The organism is Helcococcus ovis, assembly GCF_004524775.2.
Lineage (GTDB): Bacteria > Bacillota > Clostridia > Tissierellales > Peptoniphilaceae > Helcococcus > Helcococcus ovis.
Genome location: NZ_CP119081.1, coordinates 1,340,953 through 1,357,021 on the forward strand (window position 1 = coordinate 1,340,953; position 16,069 = coordinate 1,357,021).

The 16,069-nt window shown below is 25.3% G+C and carries 16 protein-coding genes; 7 read left to right on the forward strand and 9 right to left on the reverse strand.

What is annotated here, in order from left to right; genetic code table 11:
• Positions 1–135: 135 nt before the first annotated feature.
• Positions 136–1,449: a 23S rRNA (uracil(1939)-C(5))-methyltransferase RlmD gene (rlmD, locus tag EQF90_RS06190; protein WP_134711851.1), complete on the reverse strand. Its 1,314-nt coding sequence runs from the start codon at positions 1,447–1,449 to the stop codon at positions 136–138.
• Positions 1,450–1,608: 159 nt separating this feature from the next.
• Here rlmD and EQF90_RS06195 point away from each other — a divergent pair, with 159 nt between their 5' ends.
• From EQF90_RS06195 to EQF90_RS06205, 3 genes are all read left to right on the forward strand, one after another.
• Entirely contained in the window at positions 1,609–1,965 is a 357-nt protein-coding gene (locus EQF90_RS06195; protein ID WP_134711852.1) for a DUF2089 domain-containing protein, read from the forward strand.
• 9 nt (positions 1,966–1,974) lie between these two features.
• Complete coding sequence (locus tag EQF90_RS06200; protein WP_134711853.1) at positions 1,975–3,147, forward strand: DUF4097 family beta strand repeat-containing protein; 1,173 nt, start codon at positions 1,975–1,977, stop codon at positions 3,145–3,147.
• Between the two features lie 164 nt (positions 3,148–3,311).
• Complete coding sequence (locus EQF90_RS06205; RefSeq protein ID WP_134711854.1) at positions 3,312–4,478, forward strand: G5 domain-containing protein; 1,167 nt, start codon at positions 3,312–3,314, stop codon at positions 4,476–4,478.
• A 130-nt stretch (positions 4,479–4,608) separates the two neighbouring features.
• Here EQF90_RS06205 and EQF90_RS06210 read toward each other — a convergent pair whose 3' ends face one another.
• The 8 genes from EQF90_RS06210 to mvk all read right to left on the reverse strand — a co-directional run bounded on the left by EQF90_RS06210 (position 4,609) and on the right by mvk (position 12,207).
• On the reverse strand, positions 4,609–5,238 hold the full coding sequence (locus tag EQF90_RS06210) for an ATP-binding cassette domain-containing protein (RefSeq protein WP_134711855.1): 630 nt from the start codon (positions 5,236–5,238) through the stop codon (positions 4,609–4,611).
• Positions 5,235–5,870, reverse strand: a complete 636-nt coding sequence (locus tag EQF90_RS06215; RefSeq protein WP_134711856.1) for a hypothetical protein — start codon at positions 5,868–5,870, stop codon at positions 5,235–5,237. Before EQF90_RS06215 ends, EQF90_RS06210 begins: the two co-directional genes overlap by 4 nt.
• On the reverse strand, positions 5,870–6,667 hold the full coding sequence (locus EQF90_RS06220; RefSeq protein WP_134711857.1) for a hypothetical protein: 798 nt from the start codon (positions 6,665–6,667) through the stop codon (positions 5,870–5,872). The genes EQF90_RS06215 and EQF90_RS06220 overlap by 1 nt, the downstream gene beginning before the upstream one ends.
• Positions 6,668–7,662: 995 nt before the next feature.
• Entirely contained in the window at positions 7,663–7,908 is a 246-nt protein-coding gene (locus EQF90_RS06225; protein WP_134712037.1) for a hypothetical protein, read from the reverse strand.
• 289 nt (positions 7,909–8,197) lie between these two features.
• Complete coding sequence (gene fni / locus EQF90_RS06230; RefSeq protein ID WP_134712038.1) at positions 8,198–9,247, reverse strand: type 2 isopentenyl-diphosphate Delta-isomerase; 1,050 nt, start codon at positions 9,245–9,247, stop codon at positions 8,198–8,200.
• Positions 9,240–10,310, reverse strand: a complete 1,071-nt coding sequence (locus tag EQF90_RS06235; protein ID WP_134712039.1) for a phosphomevalonate kinase — start codon at positions 10,308–10,310, stop codon at positions 9,240–9,242. The genes fni and EQF90_RS06235 overlap by 8 nt, the downstream gene beginning before the upstream one ends.
• A complete protein-coding gene (gene mvaD, locus EQF90_RS06240; RefSeq protein WP_134712040.1) occupies positions 10,310–11,278 on the reverse strand; it encodes a diphosphomevalonate decarboxylase in 969 nt (322 codons plus the stop codon). The genes EQF90_RS06235 and mvaD overlap by 1 nt, the downstream gene beginning before the upstream one ends.
• A 2-nt stretch (positions 11,279–11,280) precedes the next feature.
• Positions 11,281–12,207, reverse strand: a complete 927-nt coding sequence (mvk, locus tag EQF90_RS06245) for a mevalonate kinase (RefSeq protein ID WP_134712041.1) — start codon at positions 12,205–12,207, stop codon at positions 11,281–11,283.
• A gap of 351 nt (positions 12,208–12,558) precedes the next feature.
• Between mvk and asnA the strand changes: the two genes are divergently transcribed.
• From asnA to EQF90_RS06265, 4 genes are all read left to right on the forward strand, one after another.
• Positions 12,559–13,572 (forward strand): aspartate--ammonia ligase, encoded by a 1,014-nt coding sequence (gene asnA, locus EQF90_RS06250; RefSeq protein ID WP_134712042.1) that lies wholly within the window; start codon positions 12,559–12,561, stop codon positions 13,570–13,572.
• Positions 13,573–14,313: 741 nt separating this feature from the next.
• Entirely contained in the window at positions 14,314–14,490 is a 177-nt protein-coding gene (locus EQF90_RS06255) for a hypothetical protein (RefSeq protein WP_167554065.1), read from the forward strand.
• Positions 14,474–14,947 (forward strand): IS3 family transposase, encoded by a 474-nt coding sequence (locus EQF90_RS06260; RefSeq protein ID WP_134712043.1) that lies wholly within the window; start codon positions 14,474–14,476, stop codon positions 14,945–14,947. The genes EQF90_RS06255 and EQF90_RS06260 overlap by 17 nt, the downstream gene beginning before the upstream one ends.
• 193 nt (positions 14,948–15,140) lie before the next feature.
• Positions 15,141–16,034, forward strand: coding sequence for a YitT family protein (locus EQF90_RS06265; RefSeq protein ID WP_167604129.1), 894 nt, complete (start codon positions 15,141–15,143; stop codon positions 16,032–16,034).
• Positions 16,035–16,069 lie beyond the last annotated feature (35 nt).

A 16,069-nucleotide genomic window follows, 5' to 3' on the forward strand; every position in this document is an offset into this window, starting at 1 on the left:
TTGTGAGATTTCTTTTAATATCTTATATTCATACTTATATTGATGTATTCGAAATTTAGTATGCAGTTTTTTTGATGTTTCAAATAAAAAGCTATTTAGAATAAATCTTAATTTCACTTACAATATATTGACAATTTAATCCCTTGTGAGTAAGGTTAGAACTTCACTTTCAATAGTATTTACAAATTGGTCTATACCTGTAACTTCCACTAATCTGAATCCGTATTCCTTAAGTAATTTTATATCTCTAGCTAATGTTGAGGGATTACATGATATATAGATTAGATTATTTATTTTGGATTCTCCAATTTTTTGAATTATATTTTGATCTAAGCCTTTTCTTGGCGGGTCAAATAGAGCAACCGTATTTTCTCCATTTAATTCGATATTGTCAATTGCTCTTTCTGCCGAAATATCCATCCATTCAATATTTTCAATATTATTCAGTTTTGCATTTTCTTTTGCATCTTTTACTGCATCTTTGTTAATTTCAACTGAAACGATTTTTTTAGCATATTTAGCAAGTATAATAGATGTTGTTGAAACTCCACTGTATAAGTCAATAATTACTGTAGGATTCAGTGATTTTATATATTCTTGTGATTGTAAATAAATTTTATATGACATATTTTTATTTACTTGAAAGAATGCTTTTGGAGATATATTAAATCTATAATCTCCCAATTGTTCTGTAATCTTCTTTTTACCAAATACATGAACTACATCTTTAATTTTATAATTATTTTTTTGGGAATTCATACTTACATAGAAACTTGTTAAAATATTTGAGGATTCTAATGCAATATAGAATTTTCTCAGATTATATTCTTTATTCAATACGAATATGCCCATCGTTTCACCTAAAGATGTTGAACGAATAATTACATTTTTCAATAATCCCTCTCCGGTTAATGAATCATATCCCTTTAAGTTGTGCTTAAATATTAAATCTTGTAATTTTTCTATAACATTACTAATTTCTATTGTAGTCATTACACAATTTTCAATATTAATAAGGTCGTAGCTATTTCTATTAAATGAAGATAATTTCCCATCTAACGAGACTTTTAACTCTATTTTATTTCTATAGCCATATCTTTTATCAGCTTCTATAAATTTAATATCAGTTAATGACTCTCCTGCAATTCTATTTATTGTGTTAATAATATTATTCTTTTTCAATTCTACTTGTTTTGAATATTCAATATCATACAAATCATAAACTCCACAAAGTTGATTTTTATTTATTTTTGTATTTTCTATGAATGGTGATTTTTCAATAGTTTTAATTTTTTTAGCAATAATAAATGACTTCTTTTCTTTTATTATCGAAGCTTCAATGGTTTCACCGTATTTAGCATTTTCTACAAAATATATCATTTTGTCTAATTTAGCGACACCTCTGCCACTATCGTCTATATCAATTATCTCTAATACTATATTTTCCATATATTATCCTTTAAATTTTATTCATTAATATAATATCATATTTAATTAATAAATGAAATTTAACTTAATCTTAAAAAAAATTAATCTTTAAATTAATTTTTTTAAAAAACTTTAAAAATAATATTAAATATGTTAACATAAAAATAAAAAGGATTAATCATGAAAGAAAATTTATCAAAATGTCCGATTTGCGATAATGAATTAATAATCACAAAATACAAATGTAAGCATTGCAATACTGAGATAACAGGAAACTTTACGCAAAACATTTTTTCAAAATTAAGCGACGAACAAAGAAACTTTATAGAAATATTTGTACTTAAACGAGGAAGTATAAAAGAAATAGAAAAGGAACTTGGTATATCTTATCCCACCGTAAGAAATAAATTAGATGATGTAATTTCTGCATTGGGACACAAAGTAGACACAAATACAAGCAAAATTGAAATATTAAATATGCTTGATAATGGAGAAATTACATCTGAAGAGGCAACAAAAATGTTATCAGAACTATAGGAGGAATACATGTCTGAAGAAAAAAAATTAATATTAAAAATGTTAAAGGAAAATAAAATTAGTGAAGATGAGGCATTAAAGCTTTTAGATGCTATAGGAAGTAATAAAAATACCGAAAAAAATAAAAAGGAAGATAACACGGAATTTTCAACAGGTAATTTTGTTTCTAAGATTATAAACGGGGTAGAAAAAGCAATAAATATTGCAAGTAAAAAAATTGAAAATATGGATTTTGAACTTATAAATTTTTCTTCTCAAAATTTTAATGCAAAAACAGTAAAAAACTATTCTTATGATATAGAAAATGATATAAATCTATTTATTAAAAATAAAAATGGTACAGTAGAAATTATCAATTCATATTCTGATAATTTAGAAATAAAAGCTAATATTTCTTACGATTCAAACATTTTAGATGAAAAATATGAATTTATTGAATCCAAAATAGAAAACAATGATTACTACTTCGGCCTAAGAAATGAATCATCTCAATCAAATTATTCAGTAAATTTTCAAGTTTATATCCCTGAAGATTACACAAATAGTATTAATGTAATCAATTCAAATGCAGGAATTAAAATAAATGAAATAAATACTAAAAATATTAACTTAAAAACAAGTAATGCCAAAATATATTTACAGGAAATAAATGCTGATGAAATAATTGCAACGACTTCAAACGCAACAATATCATTGGAGGAAATTGAGTCAGACACAATTGATGTAACTACTTCTAATGCGAGAATAAATATTTGTGAGTGTAGTGCAGATAAATTAGTCGCTACTACTTCTAATGCTAGAATTACTTTAGACGATATAAGTATAGCTGATCTAATCACAAAAACATCAAATGGTTCAATACAAATAAATGATTTAGATTGTGCTACAATTGATGCTAAATCATCAAATGGCTCAATTTCCATTTCAGATTTTTCGGATAATATAATAAAAATAAAGGCAAAAACCAGCAATGGCTCAATCAGAATTGAAGATATAAATTTAGAAAGATCAGTAAAAGCCATTATGAGCGGAAAGGATTCAAGTGGGCTATCATCTTTATTTACAAATATAAACAAAAATAACAATGAAATAGTTGCAACTACTGAATTATACAACGGTTCGGATAATAATACATTGGATATTGAGGCATTTACATCAAATTCTAAAGTTATAATCCAGTAATTTCAATAAGTAGAGCTGATAAATCAGCTCTATTTTTATTTTAAAATAAATATAAATCTATTACTTTTTTGTAATATTTAACAATAAATTACAAATTTATTACAAAAAACTTGACAAATTATTACGATAAATATATCATATTAAAAGGTTCCAACGGAGGTATTATGAACTTTTTTAAAAAGAATAAAAAAGCTATACTCAGTGCATTAACATTAGTAACTGTTATAGGATTAGGAGAAATATCTATTGCTTCCAAACCAAAAAACATAGAGTTAAACATTGATGGTAACAGAAAAACTATTACCACTTCTGCAAAGACTGTAGAAGCTGTTCTAAAGGAACAAAATATAGCTACAAAAAACACAGAAATTTTAAATGATTTAAAGTCAGTTATTAATCAAAAAACTGTTATAACTATAAATAATAAAAAATCTATTTTATTCAAAAACAAAGGAAAAGATTTAACAGTTTCAACATTTAAGAATAATGTGTCAGATTTTCTAAATGAATATGGTATTAAACCTGATAGTGATGATAATGTAATTCCAAAAGTTACTTCATCAATTAAAAATGGGGATACCGTAACATTTGATGAAGTAGAAGTATTAAATTACAATAAAAAAGAAAGCATTAAGCACAAAACGGAAACTACATATGATTTCAATAAAAAATATGGCGAAAAAACAATAAGCATCAAAGGAAATGATGGTATAAAGCAAAACGAATATACAAAAATTACAATAAATGGTAAAGTAGTTTCAAATAATAAAAAATCTGAATCTATAATACTTTCACCTATTACAGAAAAGATTATATTAGGTTCAAAAGAAGTATTAAAAGAAAAAGTAAAATTTAAGACAGAAAAAAAAGCAAATAGTGATATGTATGAAGGTTATACAAGAGTAGTTCAAAAAGGTAAAAATGGACTATCCGAAAACACATACAAACATGAAAATAAAAATAAAACGTTAGTTAGTTCAAAACAGTTAGAAAAACCAACTAATGAAATTGTTGAATATGGAACCAAAGAAAGACCTTCAGTATCAAGCTCATCCTATCAATACTCATTAGGTCAATTCCAATTTAACGGAGTTATATATTGGGGCGGATACAAATTCACATATTACTCACAAAGCGTATTGCCTGGCGGCGGATTATACATACCTGGTAGACATATAAATGAAGATGGTTATGTAGCAGATGAAGATGGATATATCGTATTAGCAAATGATGCCCCAAAAGGCACTATAATAGATACACCTTTCGGATATAAAGGAAAAGTATATGACCGTGGCACATACGGAAATCATATTGATGTTTATATTAGATAATTTTAAAAAATAATAAAGTTATTACAGATCATTAAGGTGCCCCCAAAAAGTTGTACTTAAAAACCAACTTTTTGGGGCCGCTTAATTTTGTAATAACTTTTTTAATTAAACAATATGAGATAAAATTTTGCTAAATTTTTTTCATAACTCCATCTTCAAACAAATATTCTTCATCTGAAATATAATTAACATTATCATTTATATGTGTGCTTAGAATAATTATAGAATCTTTTTTTATATCAGATAAATATTCAAATGTTTTATTTACACTTTCAATATCTAAAGAGTTAAAGGGTTCATCTAAAATCAATAGCTCAGGTTCATGAATAAACGCTTGTATCAATAGTAATTTTTGCTTAGTTCCCAAAGAACAATTTTTATATTTTGTATTTTTAAATTTTTCTATTTTATAAAATCTAATCCATAAATCTATTTTTTCATCTGTGATTTTTTTTGACATTTTTTTCAGTAAATTTAGATTTTCTAGAACTGTTAAATGCTCTAAAAAACTTGGAGTTTCAATTATTATCCCTGCGTTTTGAATAAAATTATTTTTATCTCTTATTTTTATATTATCCTGTAATATATCTCCTGAATCCAAAACAAAATATCCACATAAGCATTTTAAAAATACGGTTTTCCCCGAACCATTTATCCCTTTAATTAAATAAAAATTGCCGGTACTAAATTCAACGTTTACATTATCAAATACAACATTTTCAGCAAAAGATTTTTTTGCTGATTTTACTTCAATTTTCATATACTTTCTCCAATCCTGCCCACAAATAAATAAACAAAAATTAATAAAACTAATACCAAACCTAAAATTATAATATTTCCAAAAAATATATTAAATATAAATATTTTAGAAACAAAAAGTAGTATAGCAGTCAAAGTATTTTTACTATAAATTGTAAAAACGTAACTCAAAAAAACATTAATAAATATAAAAACAATTAAATTAATTACATCATTAAAATTATAAAAAGCAACTTTGTTTATAAGTAATACTGAAAAAGCAAATAATATTATCCAATAAATTAATATATTCAATATATATCTCTTAAATAACAAAAATAATTTCAATATATAGTTAAATTTATTTTTTGAATGATATTTTATTATTTCCTTAAATCCTTGACTACAATCAGAAATAAATACAATTAAATCAAATTCTACTAAAATAAATAATGATAAACTGATTAAAAATTTTATAAAATCTAATCTATGATTTCCAAACATATCAAAAGCATATATTGAATTAAATCCATAATTTATAAACTCCGACATATTCATTTTCATATTTTCCTGATGAATCAAAATATTAAATAACATATTTAGTAATAAATAAATTAAAATAATTCTAAAAATACTATAAAAAATCTTTTTCACTATTTTACCTCATATTTCTTAAACAAAACAAAATACATTAAGATTAAAATAATTGAAGAATAAGGTAAAATAACTTTTAAGAATGTAAGTTTTCCATAAGCTGATATCATTATTGTAGACATAGGTACAATGTACTTAGGAAGTATTGGATAAATAATAAGAGATCCAATCCACATAACGCCTAAATACAATAAGACTCCATAGATATAATTTGTATAGTCTAATAATGTAAATAAAAACATACTGTTAATAAATACAGCTATCATAATAGTAAATGCAACAAAAAACAAATATTTATATCCGTCATTAAAAATATTTAATAATATGCTACCTTTATCAAAAACAAATTCATCTAATACCGGAACAGCTCCTCCTAAAATCTTCCCTATTAAAATTACAAAAAAGAAAACTGAAAAAATTACAATGGTATTAAATCCCGCTAATTTTAATTTCAAATTTAAAAGTAAATCATTATATTTATTATTTTTTCCTATATTAAATCTAAGGTTATTGGATCTTATCTTACTGTAATCATAACTTACTATAACTAAAAAAATTGGTATAATAAACGAGGCATAAAACATAAAATTAAATTTTAAAACAGTTAAATTAATGTTAGATAACATAATCTCTTTTTTCATTTTAAAAAGTGTACTATGAGCAAATTTAGATAAATCCGGTGAATTCATATCAAAAAATACTAATGTATTAAGAAAATCCTTAAATATTAAAAAAATAAACGCTATCATTAATATAAAAATATATTTCTTTTTTGTTAATAAATGTAAAAATTTCATAATTTATAAACTCTCCTTTGTAAATTTAAATAGGCTGTAAAATTTATATTATAATCTTAATTATCTCTTCCAGCTATATGCTACTCTAAAATTTCAAAATTCTACGATATTTCTTACAAAAACATAAGAATTTAATTAAAAATTATAAATATTTTTATCTCAACTTCTCCTCATTTTTTACAGCCTAATTAAATTTCTAAAATATTTATTGTTATTTAAATATTTTATTAAAATTATTTTATCATTTAATTTATTTTTTGCAAACTTTTTCTTTTATAAAAAATAGAATGGTTTTATAAAAAACAAAATGGTTTTATAAATTTTCCGACAACAAATCATACTTTCACTTTAGAATAGTATTAATTACTAAAAAAAAGATTTAAAAAATTAACAAAATTAAATATTTTCCTCTAATTTATTTAAAATATTTTTATTCTTTAATATCTCATTAACAACTTTACTATTATCATGTTAAAAAATATAAATATGAGTTTTAATAAATTTTATTTTAATAATTTTTAATGATAAATTTATAATTTTTTCCCAAAAAATAGAAACAAATTCCCTACAAAAATTAAATTATTAATAATAAAAAATTACTAGTAAATATTTTATGAAAAATCATGTATATTGTATTTTTTAAATTTTACAGGTAAATTTTTAATTATTTTTTAAATTTCACCTGTAAATAATCAATACTTTTAATTTACATGTAATCTACATGACTCCCAAAAAGTTTTTACCTGTAAATAGCAAATATTATTAATTTACATGACCTTTCAAAAACTTTTTTACCTGTAAAAGCCAGCATAATAGATACACATTTCTAATATAAAGGAAAGGTATATGACCGTGGCACATACGGAAATCATATTGATGTTTATATTAGATAATTTTAAAAAGAATATTAAAAAACTCAGATTTTAAAATCTGAGTTTTTTAACTTCTATATTTATTTGATATTTAGATATTTATAGTTTTTCTGTATAGTTATTTTATGTTTTTTTATTATAACTAACTCCTGATAAAATTAAATTTACATTTTCATCTAAATTATAAACACTAACTATTCTTCCAAAACCTACATCTTTATGTTGAATATGTTCAAAATCTTTCCAATCTATATTATAAACACCTTTTTCGTCAATAATATTTAATACATATTTTTTGTATATTTTTTTATTGCAACCTACAAAAAATATTAATAAGGAAAAAATTAATATAATTATTGATTTTTTCATATTGTGTACCCTATTTCTTCAATACTTTACAAAATAATAACCTGCAAAATCATAATAGTTAGAATGAATAATTCCTATTTGTAGTTCTAGAATTAATAATAAGCTTACCTAAAGCGGCTAATTTTGTAACATTTGATGAACCGGGTTTATGTTACTAATAGAGCAGAATCTTGTCTGTACCCATGGTAATCATTATTAGGTAAAACTAATGCTACTTTATATTCTACGCAAGTGTGTTATCAAATTAATATAAATATTTTTATTACACTATAAATAAAATTTCTTATTATCACTTTTTTCTATTAGCTAACTTTTTCACATCAATATTTCTAAGTTCTGCCCATTCTCTAACGTTATTTATAAGTATAATATCAGTATTTTGAAGTTCTGATATGTTTTTAGCTCCTAAAAGGGTCATAATTGATTTAATTTGATACTTCCAGTTATTAACTTCTTCTATAGCTGCTTCCATTTCTAATTCGTTTACAAGACTTAAAAATCTACCTGCCATAGCTACAGATTTAGCGCCCAAAGAAAGCGATTTTACAATATCCATGCTATTTCTAATTCCTCCAGATGCTATAATATCTGTGTTTTTAACATATTCTTGAGCTTCTAAAAGTGAGACAACTGTTGAATTTCCATAATTTTCTAAGAAGTTATATTTATAATTTGTTCGTCTTGAATTTTCTATCTTAGCGAAATTTGTTCCGCCTTTTCCGGACACGTCAATTGTCGTTACTCCTATTTCTTTAAGACTTTTGATTGCAGATTTTGACATACCGAATCCCACTTCTTTAATTAAAACCGGCAATCCTAATCCATCTACGATTTTAGAAATATTATCCAGCCATCCTGAAAATTGTCTTTCTCCCTCAGGCATAACTATTTCTTGACATACATTTACATGAATCTGTATGCCATCAGCATCTATAATTTCACAGGCTTTTTTTGCATCTTCTAAAGTTTTATCCGCACCCAGATTAGCAAAAATTATACCATTAGGATTTTCTTTTCTTGCGATTTTAAATGAGTCTTGTGTGGATTCATCCCTTAAAGCAATTGACAACGAACCCAGTCCCATAAGAGTGTTTGTTTCTCTAGCTAATATAGCCAACTTTTGATTAAACTTTTTAGTTAATTCAGAGCCACCGGTCATACCATTAATATGAAATGGATGACTTAAATCATATCCTGCAATATTTGTTTTTAAATCAACACTATCCATATTTATTTCTGAAAAAACATTATGAATAAAATCAATATTATCAAAATCTGATTGTTTCTCTTCTTTATGAAAATCTAATGCTAGATTTAAGTGTTCGTCTTTTCTATTCATCTAACCCCTCATAAACATTTAAATCTAGCAAATCTATATCTTTCATTTGCCATTCAAACTTTAATTTATTAATATCAAAATTATATTCACAAATTGCCAGTCCACAGTCTCCTCCTCCTGCTCCTGATGATTTTGAAGCAAGTCCTAAACTCTTTGATATTTCTATTAAACTTGATAGATTGTTTTTTTCAATTTCTATATTAAAATTTTCAGCATATAAATTTAATAATTTTCTGTTTTTTTCAATACTTTCCCTAATTTTATTAAAATCGGAATCAATATATGCTTTTTCAAATAATTCTACACATTCTTCACTTTCAAGTAAGAATGAATTATAAAAATCCATGTGTTTTTTTAAGTTTTTTCTTGAATGTTTGACTAAATTATAACTTGATGCAGGAGACTTAGTCCAACCAATAATAAATTTAAATTTGTCATTTAACTTAATTTTTTTTATATCTAAAAGTTCCCATTCTGAATTAACTATATTATTTATTTTTTCATTATTAAGTCTTTCAAAAATAGCTTTTCTATCAAATGATGTATATTTAATTAATCCATTAAATACAACTGCTGCTAAATCTCCACATGATCCACTTATATTTAAACTAAGTGTTGATAAAACAGCTAATTTAAATAATTCTAATTTTGTGTAATTTTCCCCATAAAAATCAAGCAAAGCTTTAATCACAGCTACTACTATCGAAGCACTTGAACCAAGTCCATATTTTAGTCCATCTTTAGATTCTAAATCACTCATTACTTCAATATCATAAAAATCAAGCATATAACCTTTCTCAAGTAAAAATCTTTCAGTTATATTCATTGCTGACAAAATATATTCAAATCTATCATTTTTTTGTTCTACAATAATTTCATCGCCTTCTCTAGACCATATCATTTTTATATTTGAATATGATTTAATAGACCCTGAATTATTTGATTTTTTTAATCTGATAGTAATAAATTTATCTACGGACATTACTATCGCTTTATGACCGGGTGATACAACTGCATATTCTCCTGCAATATACAATTTCCCCGGAACTTTAACTTCTATCATTATATCTCCCTTACATTCGCATCATTTCCAACTTTAGAAATAATAATTTGTTTTGAATCGAAATCTTTTTTCAATTTTTTAACTATATTTTCAATTTGAGAATCTCTACAAAGTATCTTTACATTTGGTCCTGCATCCATTGTATAATAAACCTCAAATCCATCTTTTCTTAGTTGTTTTATTTTTTCAATTGCTCTTATACTATCCGGTTTAAAATACATAATAGGAGGATTAGATGAAAGCATAGTTGCATGCATCTTCATAGCATTGTGTTCTGCTATTTCTCCCATTTTCTTAAAATCTTTGTTTTTTATAGCTTCTTTTATATTTTTAATATCTTCTGCTGAACTTTCTGTAAATCCCCTATATAAAGGTGAAGTTTCAATAGTCTTTTTCATAGCTTCTCGTGATGAAATATCTTTTTTGCTGTCATTTAAAACCAAAATTATCATTGCAATATCCCAATCAGCGTCATCTATTTTTTTCGCATGAGATGTGTAATCATCATAGCCTTTTTCCCATTCAACAAATCCACCAAAAATACTTCTAGAAGCAGAACCTGAACCTTTTCTCGCATATCTTGTTAGCTCTGTTTTATCTAAATTTAATCTAAATAATTTATTCAATGCTACTGCTAACGCTGAAAATCCGGAGGCTGATGATGCCAGTCCAGCTGCAGTAGGCACATGATTATAGCTCTTAACTAAAACTCTATCATGGTTATTTGATTTTTTTCTAAATAAATCAATAAATTTTGAAATCTTTAATGTATGTTTTTCATCTTGTAATTCATCATCAAGATAAAATATATCATCTTTACTATCTATAAACTCTACCTCTGTTTCTGTATACAAAGCATCCAGTGTAAGTGAAAGTGAATTATTTTTAGGAATTATCAATTCTTCATCTTCTTTTCCCCAATACTTTATTAAAGCTATGTTAGCATGTGCTTTTGATTTAAATTTCATTTTTATTCCTCATTTTTCAAACTGGAAATCCAAACATTTTTCTTAATTTTTTCTAAATTATACTTGATTTTATTAGCAATTTCTATATTTTCAGCAAGAGCAATCATACAGCCACCTCTTCCTCCACCTGTAAGTTTAGCTCCCAAAGCACCATTTGCCCTTGAAATATCTATCATTTTATCTAATTCCTCATCAGAAACAGACAACTTTGATAATAATTGATGTGCTTTATTCATTACTTTTCCCAATTCTTTAGGATTATTATTTTCAATTAAACCTTTAGCTTTTTCTGATAAAACTCCCAGTCTTGCAATATATTTTTCATAAACTTTATCAGATTCAACTAATTTTCTAACATCGGATAAAGCTTCTTTAGTTTTTCCCTTTATGCCTGTGTCAGCAATAATTAAATACGCATCTAAATTAATTGGAAATAACCGAATCTCTTGGTCTTTAATATAATAAATACTTTTATCATGTAAAACTACATTTACATCTATTCCGCTTGGATTTCCGTGTATAATTTTTTCTGAAACATTCGCCCAATACATTATATCACTATTGTTGTGATTTATTTCAAAATATTTAAATAAAGCTCTTGCAACACCTACAGAAGATGCCGCACTTGAGCCCATCCCTCTTTCATTTGGAATGTTCGAATCTATTTTAACACATATTTTTTCTTTAATTTTGTAAAAACTTAAAAACTTTTCAATTAATGTTTTAACTCCGAACAAATCTTCTGAGGTTTCATCTAAATTTCCATCAAAAAATTTACAAGTTAAATGATTTTTTTTACATTTTTTAATAGAAACTTCAAGGCTTGTCCCATGAAATGGAATTGCTATGGCAGGTTTGCCATAAATAACTGAATGTTCTCCTATTAAAATAATTTTACTAAAAATTTTTGATAATATTCTATTTTCCATATATTTGTCCTACAATATAAACCATTAGCCGCAGTGCTGCACAAATTAATTTAAAAACTTTTAGGTGAAAATTAAATTCAAAATTAGCTATTAGCCGCAGTGCTGCACAAATCTACATAAATCTTAACTCATAGTTATATCTTATACATATTTAATATTGTCTATTTAATATAAATAACGGTTTATTCCTTAAATTTTATATGTATATATTAACATATCCTTTATTGTTTTACAATAAATTTTTATGCTATCATACTAAAAATCTGTGAATTTCCTATATTTTTAAAAATTTGATAGAATTAATTAATTTGATATGTTAAAATAATAAAATCAAGAGAAACGGAGATAATTATGACAAAAATTTATATACCAAAAGATTATAAATCAAGCCTAAACTTGGCTCAAACACAATATTTTATTAAAGAAATTAAGGATTTTTTCCAACAAACCTTAGCAAAAAATCTTGATTTACTTAGAGTATCAGCTCCATTATTTGTCAGATCAGCAACTGGTGTAAATGATAATTTATCCGGACATGAATCACCTGTATCATTTAATATTAAAGAAAATGGTGGTGAAACTAAATTAGAAATAGTACACTCTTTAGCTAAATGGAAAAGGGCTGCTTTAGCAAGATACAAAATTCCTATGCACAAAGGTATCTATGCAGATATGAATGCTATCAGATCATTTGAAGAATTTGATAATACACATTCTATTTATGTTGATCAATGGGATTGGGAAAAAGTAATAAATAGTTCAGATAGAACTTTTGAATATTTACAAGAAACAGTCAATACAATATTCCAAACGATGAAAGATTTAGAAAGTTATCTTCAATTAAAAATTGACGGATATAAAAAGCTATTACCCGAAAAAATTACATTCATCAAATCTCAAGATTTAGAAGACCTATATCCATCACTAACTCCGGAAAATAGAGAAAAAGAATTTGCTAAAAAACATGGAGCAATCTTTGTTATGCAAATTGGGGGATTATTAAAATCCGGTGTAAAACATGGAGATAGATCTCCTGATTATGATGACTGGGAATTAAATGGCGATCTAATTGTCTGGAATCCAATTTTAGAAAACGCCTTAGAACTAAGCAGCATGGGAATTAGAGTAACACCAAAATCCCTAAAATCCCAATTAGAAAAAACTAATACATTAGATAGATTAAATAAGGAATACCACAAAAATCTTATAGAAGGAAAACTACCTCTTACAATTGGTGGTGGTATCGGCCAATCAAGAATCTGTATGTTTTTCTTACAAAAAGCACATATCGGAGAAGTACAAGTTTCCATATGGCCGGAAGAAGTTATAAAAGAATGTGAAGAAAATGATGTAATATTGTTATAGTAAAACAAATCTACCATTAACGCCACTAATCCAGACTTCTAAAGAAATTCACAAAAAATATAAATCCTTGCAACCCGATTGCTCTACAACTTTTACGAACTTTATGTAGATAGCTTGCAAGGATTTTTTATTTTATTTAATGTAATTAATACTACACAGGTTAATCTTTTTTAATAATCATGTATTATGGAATTTTTTTTATATTACAGGTAAATTCTTTTGAAAATCATGTATTACAATGATTTTTTTATATTACAGGTAAAAAAGATTAAAAATTATCATGTATTACAAATATTTTAATAATTTACATGAAAAATTTTACAAATCACTGTTTTGAATACATGTAATTCTTACATTATTAAAATTTACAGGTAGTTGTCCTAAAAAATTTACCTGTAAATATCGAATACTTTTAATTTACATGTAATATACTTGACTCCCAAAAAGTTTTTACCTGTAAATAGCAAATATTATTAATTTACATGACCTTTCAAAATTAAACTACTACCTATAAGCTGGACACATAAAATTACATTTTGACAGTATATATTAAAATAAACTTAAACTACTACCTATAAGCTGGTCACATAAAATTACATTTTGACAATATATATTAAATGGCCATACCAAAAATTATACAGTCATATGTAATAAATTTTATAAGAAATTATTGGTAATACCTTTTTATAGACTAATTAATTCTCTAGTGATATATTAAATTTATAGGAAAGGAAAATTATCATGTCAAAGAGAAGATATTATACCGATGAAGAGAAAGCTGAATTACTGAGTAATCCATATACTTTTAGAGTTACAAATATAACTGTAAAGTTCACTTTGGATTTCAAGAAATTTTTTATTAAAGAATTAGAGTCAGCAAAATTAAGTTATCCCAAAATATTTGCTAAGGCTGGATAATGTATTAAGTGAAAACCAAGAAGTTGACTTTGTTCTTGAAACAGTAGAAAACTTAATCAAAAATCATGAGATTGAGATAAATTCAAAAGCAATGATACACAGTAATCAAGGAAGTCACTACACTAGCACATCTTTTAGAGAATTATTAAACAGTTATGAACTTAGACAATCAATGTCTAGAAGAGGAAATTGTTGGGATAATGCTCCTCAAGAAAGCTTTTTTGGACATTTGAAACAAGAATTGGCTCCTTATGCACAACAGTGGACATGTTTTGAAGAAATTAAATCAAGAATTGATGATTGGATAGATTATTACAACAACGATAGATTTCAAATGGGGCTAGAAAAGCTACCCCCAAAAAGAATTCTATACTTATTCAAAAACCGGAATAAATCCTGGAGAATTAAATTAACTGTCAAAAATGACATAATGTCCTTGACATGGGTAGTAGTTTAAAAAGACTCAAAACATCGTCCAAAAACCGAAACTTTCTTTTTCATTATCTTACTAAACTTTTACATAAACTTACAAAAATAAAGTACAAACTTGAACAATCCGCAGGACTTCGTCCGAGGACGTGAAAGTTTGTACTTTATTTTTGTTTAGTGGTATAATCAAAATGTTATTACATATACTAGGAGCAATTATAATGAAAAAAATATCTCTTCGACCAAAATTAGGTCAAGAACATAAACCAATGTCTAAAACAAAAGAATTTGTTTTATTAAACATAGGGGTTATACTTACAGCAATCGGTGTTTATTATTTTAAATTTCCAAATCATTTTGCAATAGGCGGCGTGTCTGGTATATCTGTTATTTTACATGCTGTTTTTCCAAATATGAATGCGGCTACATTCAATCTTATATTTAATATGATTTTATTATTAATAGGTATATTTTTCTTCGGTAAAAATTTCGGTATTAAAACAGCATACGCAACAATAGTAATTTCATTGTTAGTTCAGTTTTTCTCAATTTGTTACCCTATAACTAAACCATTTACAAATCAACCTCTTTTAGAGCTAATTTATGCAGTTCTATTGCCGGGAGTTGGTGGTGGTTTATTGTTTAATTGCAAAGCTTCATCAGGTGGTACTGATATAGTTGCAATGATATTAAAAAAGTATACATCATTGGATATAGGTAGAGCATTACTTGTAAGTGATATTTTGATTACCGCTTTATCATTTAAGATATTTGGGGCATTAACAGGATTGCTTGCAATGTTAGGTTTGATTGCAAAAGCATTTTTAATTGACATTACTATAGAAAACATAAATAGAGTAAAATTATTTTCAATAGTTACAGAATATCCTGATGAAATCATAGAATTTATAAAAAATGATTTACATAGAGGCGGTACTCGTTTTAATGGTGTTGGAATTTACATGAATAAGGAAAAAACAATGATAAATGTTGCAGTAAGTAATTATGAAGGAGTTTTATTAAGAGACTTTGCAAGAAAACATGACCCTAATTGCTTTATTACAATATTAAATACTAGTCAAATAGTTGGTAAAGGATTCCATTTTGTAAGTTAAAAAAATTTGCTTAGATTTTCAAATTTTACTTTGAT

Excerpts from the sequence above, each read along its gene's own strand:
- rlmD (WP_134711851.1), bottom strand. The coding sequence starts at position 1,449 with ATGGAAAATATAGTATTAGAGATAATTGATATAGACGATAGTGGCAGA.
- EQF90_RS06195 (WP_134711852.1), top strand. The coding sequence starts at position 1,609 with ATGAAAGAAAATTTATCAAAATGTCCGATTTGCGATAATGAATTAATA.
- EQF90_RS06200 (WP_134711853.1), top strand. The coding sequence starts at position 1,975 with ATGTCTGAAGAAAAAAAATTAATATTAAAAATGTTAAAGGAAAATAAA.
- EQF90_RS06205 (WP_134711854.1), top strand. The coding sequence starts at position 3,312 with ATGAACTTTTTTAAAAAGAATAAAAAAGCTATACTCAGTGCATTAACA.
- EQF90_RS06210 (WP_134711855.1), bottom strand. The coding sequence starts at position 5,238 with ATGAAAATTGAAGTAAAATCAGCAAAAAAATCTTTTGCTGAAAATGTT.
- EQF90_RS06220 (WP_134711857.1), bottom strand. The coding sequence starts at position 6,667 with ATGAAATTTTTACATTTATTAACAAAAAAGAAATATATTTTTATATTA.
- EQF90_RS06225 (WP_134712037.1), bottom strand. The coding sequence starts at position 7,908 with ATGAAAAAATCAATAATTATATTAATTTTTTCCTTATTAATATTTTTT.
- fni (WP_134712038.1), bottom strand. The coding sequence starts at position 9,247 with ATGAATAGAAAAGACGAACACTTAAATCTAGCATTAGATTTTCATAAA.
- EQF90_RS06235 (WP_134712039.1), bottom strand. The coding sequence starts at position 10,310 with ATGATAGAAGTTAAAGTTCCGGGGAAATTGTATATTGCAGGAGAATAT.
- mvaD (WP_134712040.1), bottom strand. The coding sequence starts at position 11,278 with ATGAAATTTAAATCAAAAGCACATGCTAACATAGCTTTAATAAAGTAT.
- mvk (WP_134712041.1), bottom strand. The coding sequence starts at position 12,207 with ATGGAAAATAGAATATTATCAAAAATTTTTAGTAAAATTATTTTAATA.
- asnA (WP_134712042.1), top strand. The coding sequence starts at position 12,559 with ATGACAAAAATTTATATACCAAAAGATTATAAATCAAGCCTAAACTTG.
- EQF90_RS06255 (WP_167554065.1), top strand. The coding sequence starts at position 14,314 with ATGTCAAAGAGAAGATATTATACCGATGAAGAGAAAGCTGAATTACTG.
- EQF90_RS06265 (WP_167604129.1), top strand. The coding sequence starts at position 15,141 with ATGAAAAAAATATCTCTTCGACCAAAATTAGGTCAAGAACATAAACCA.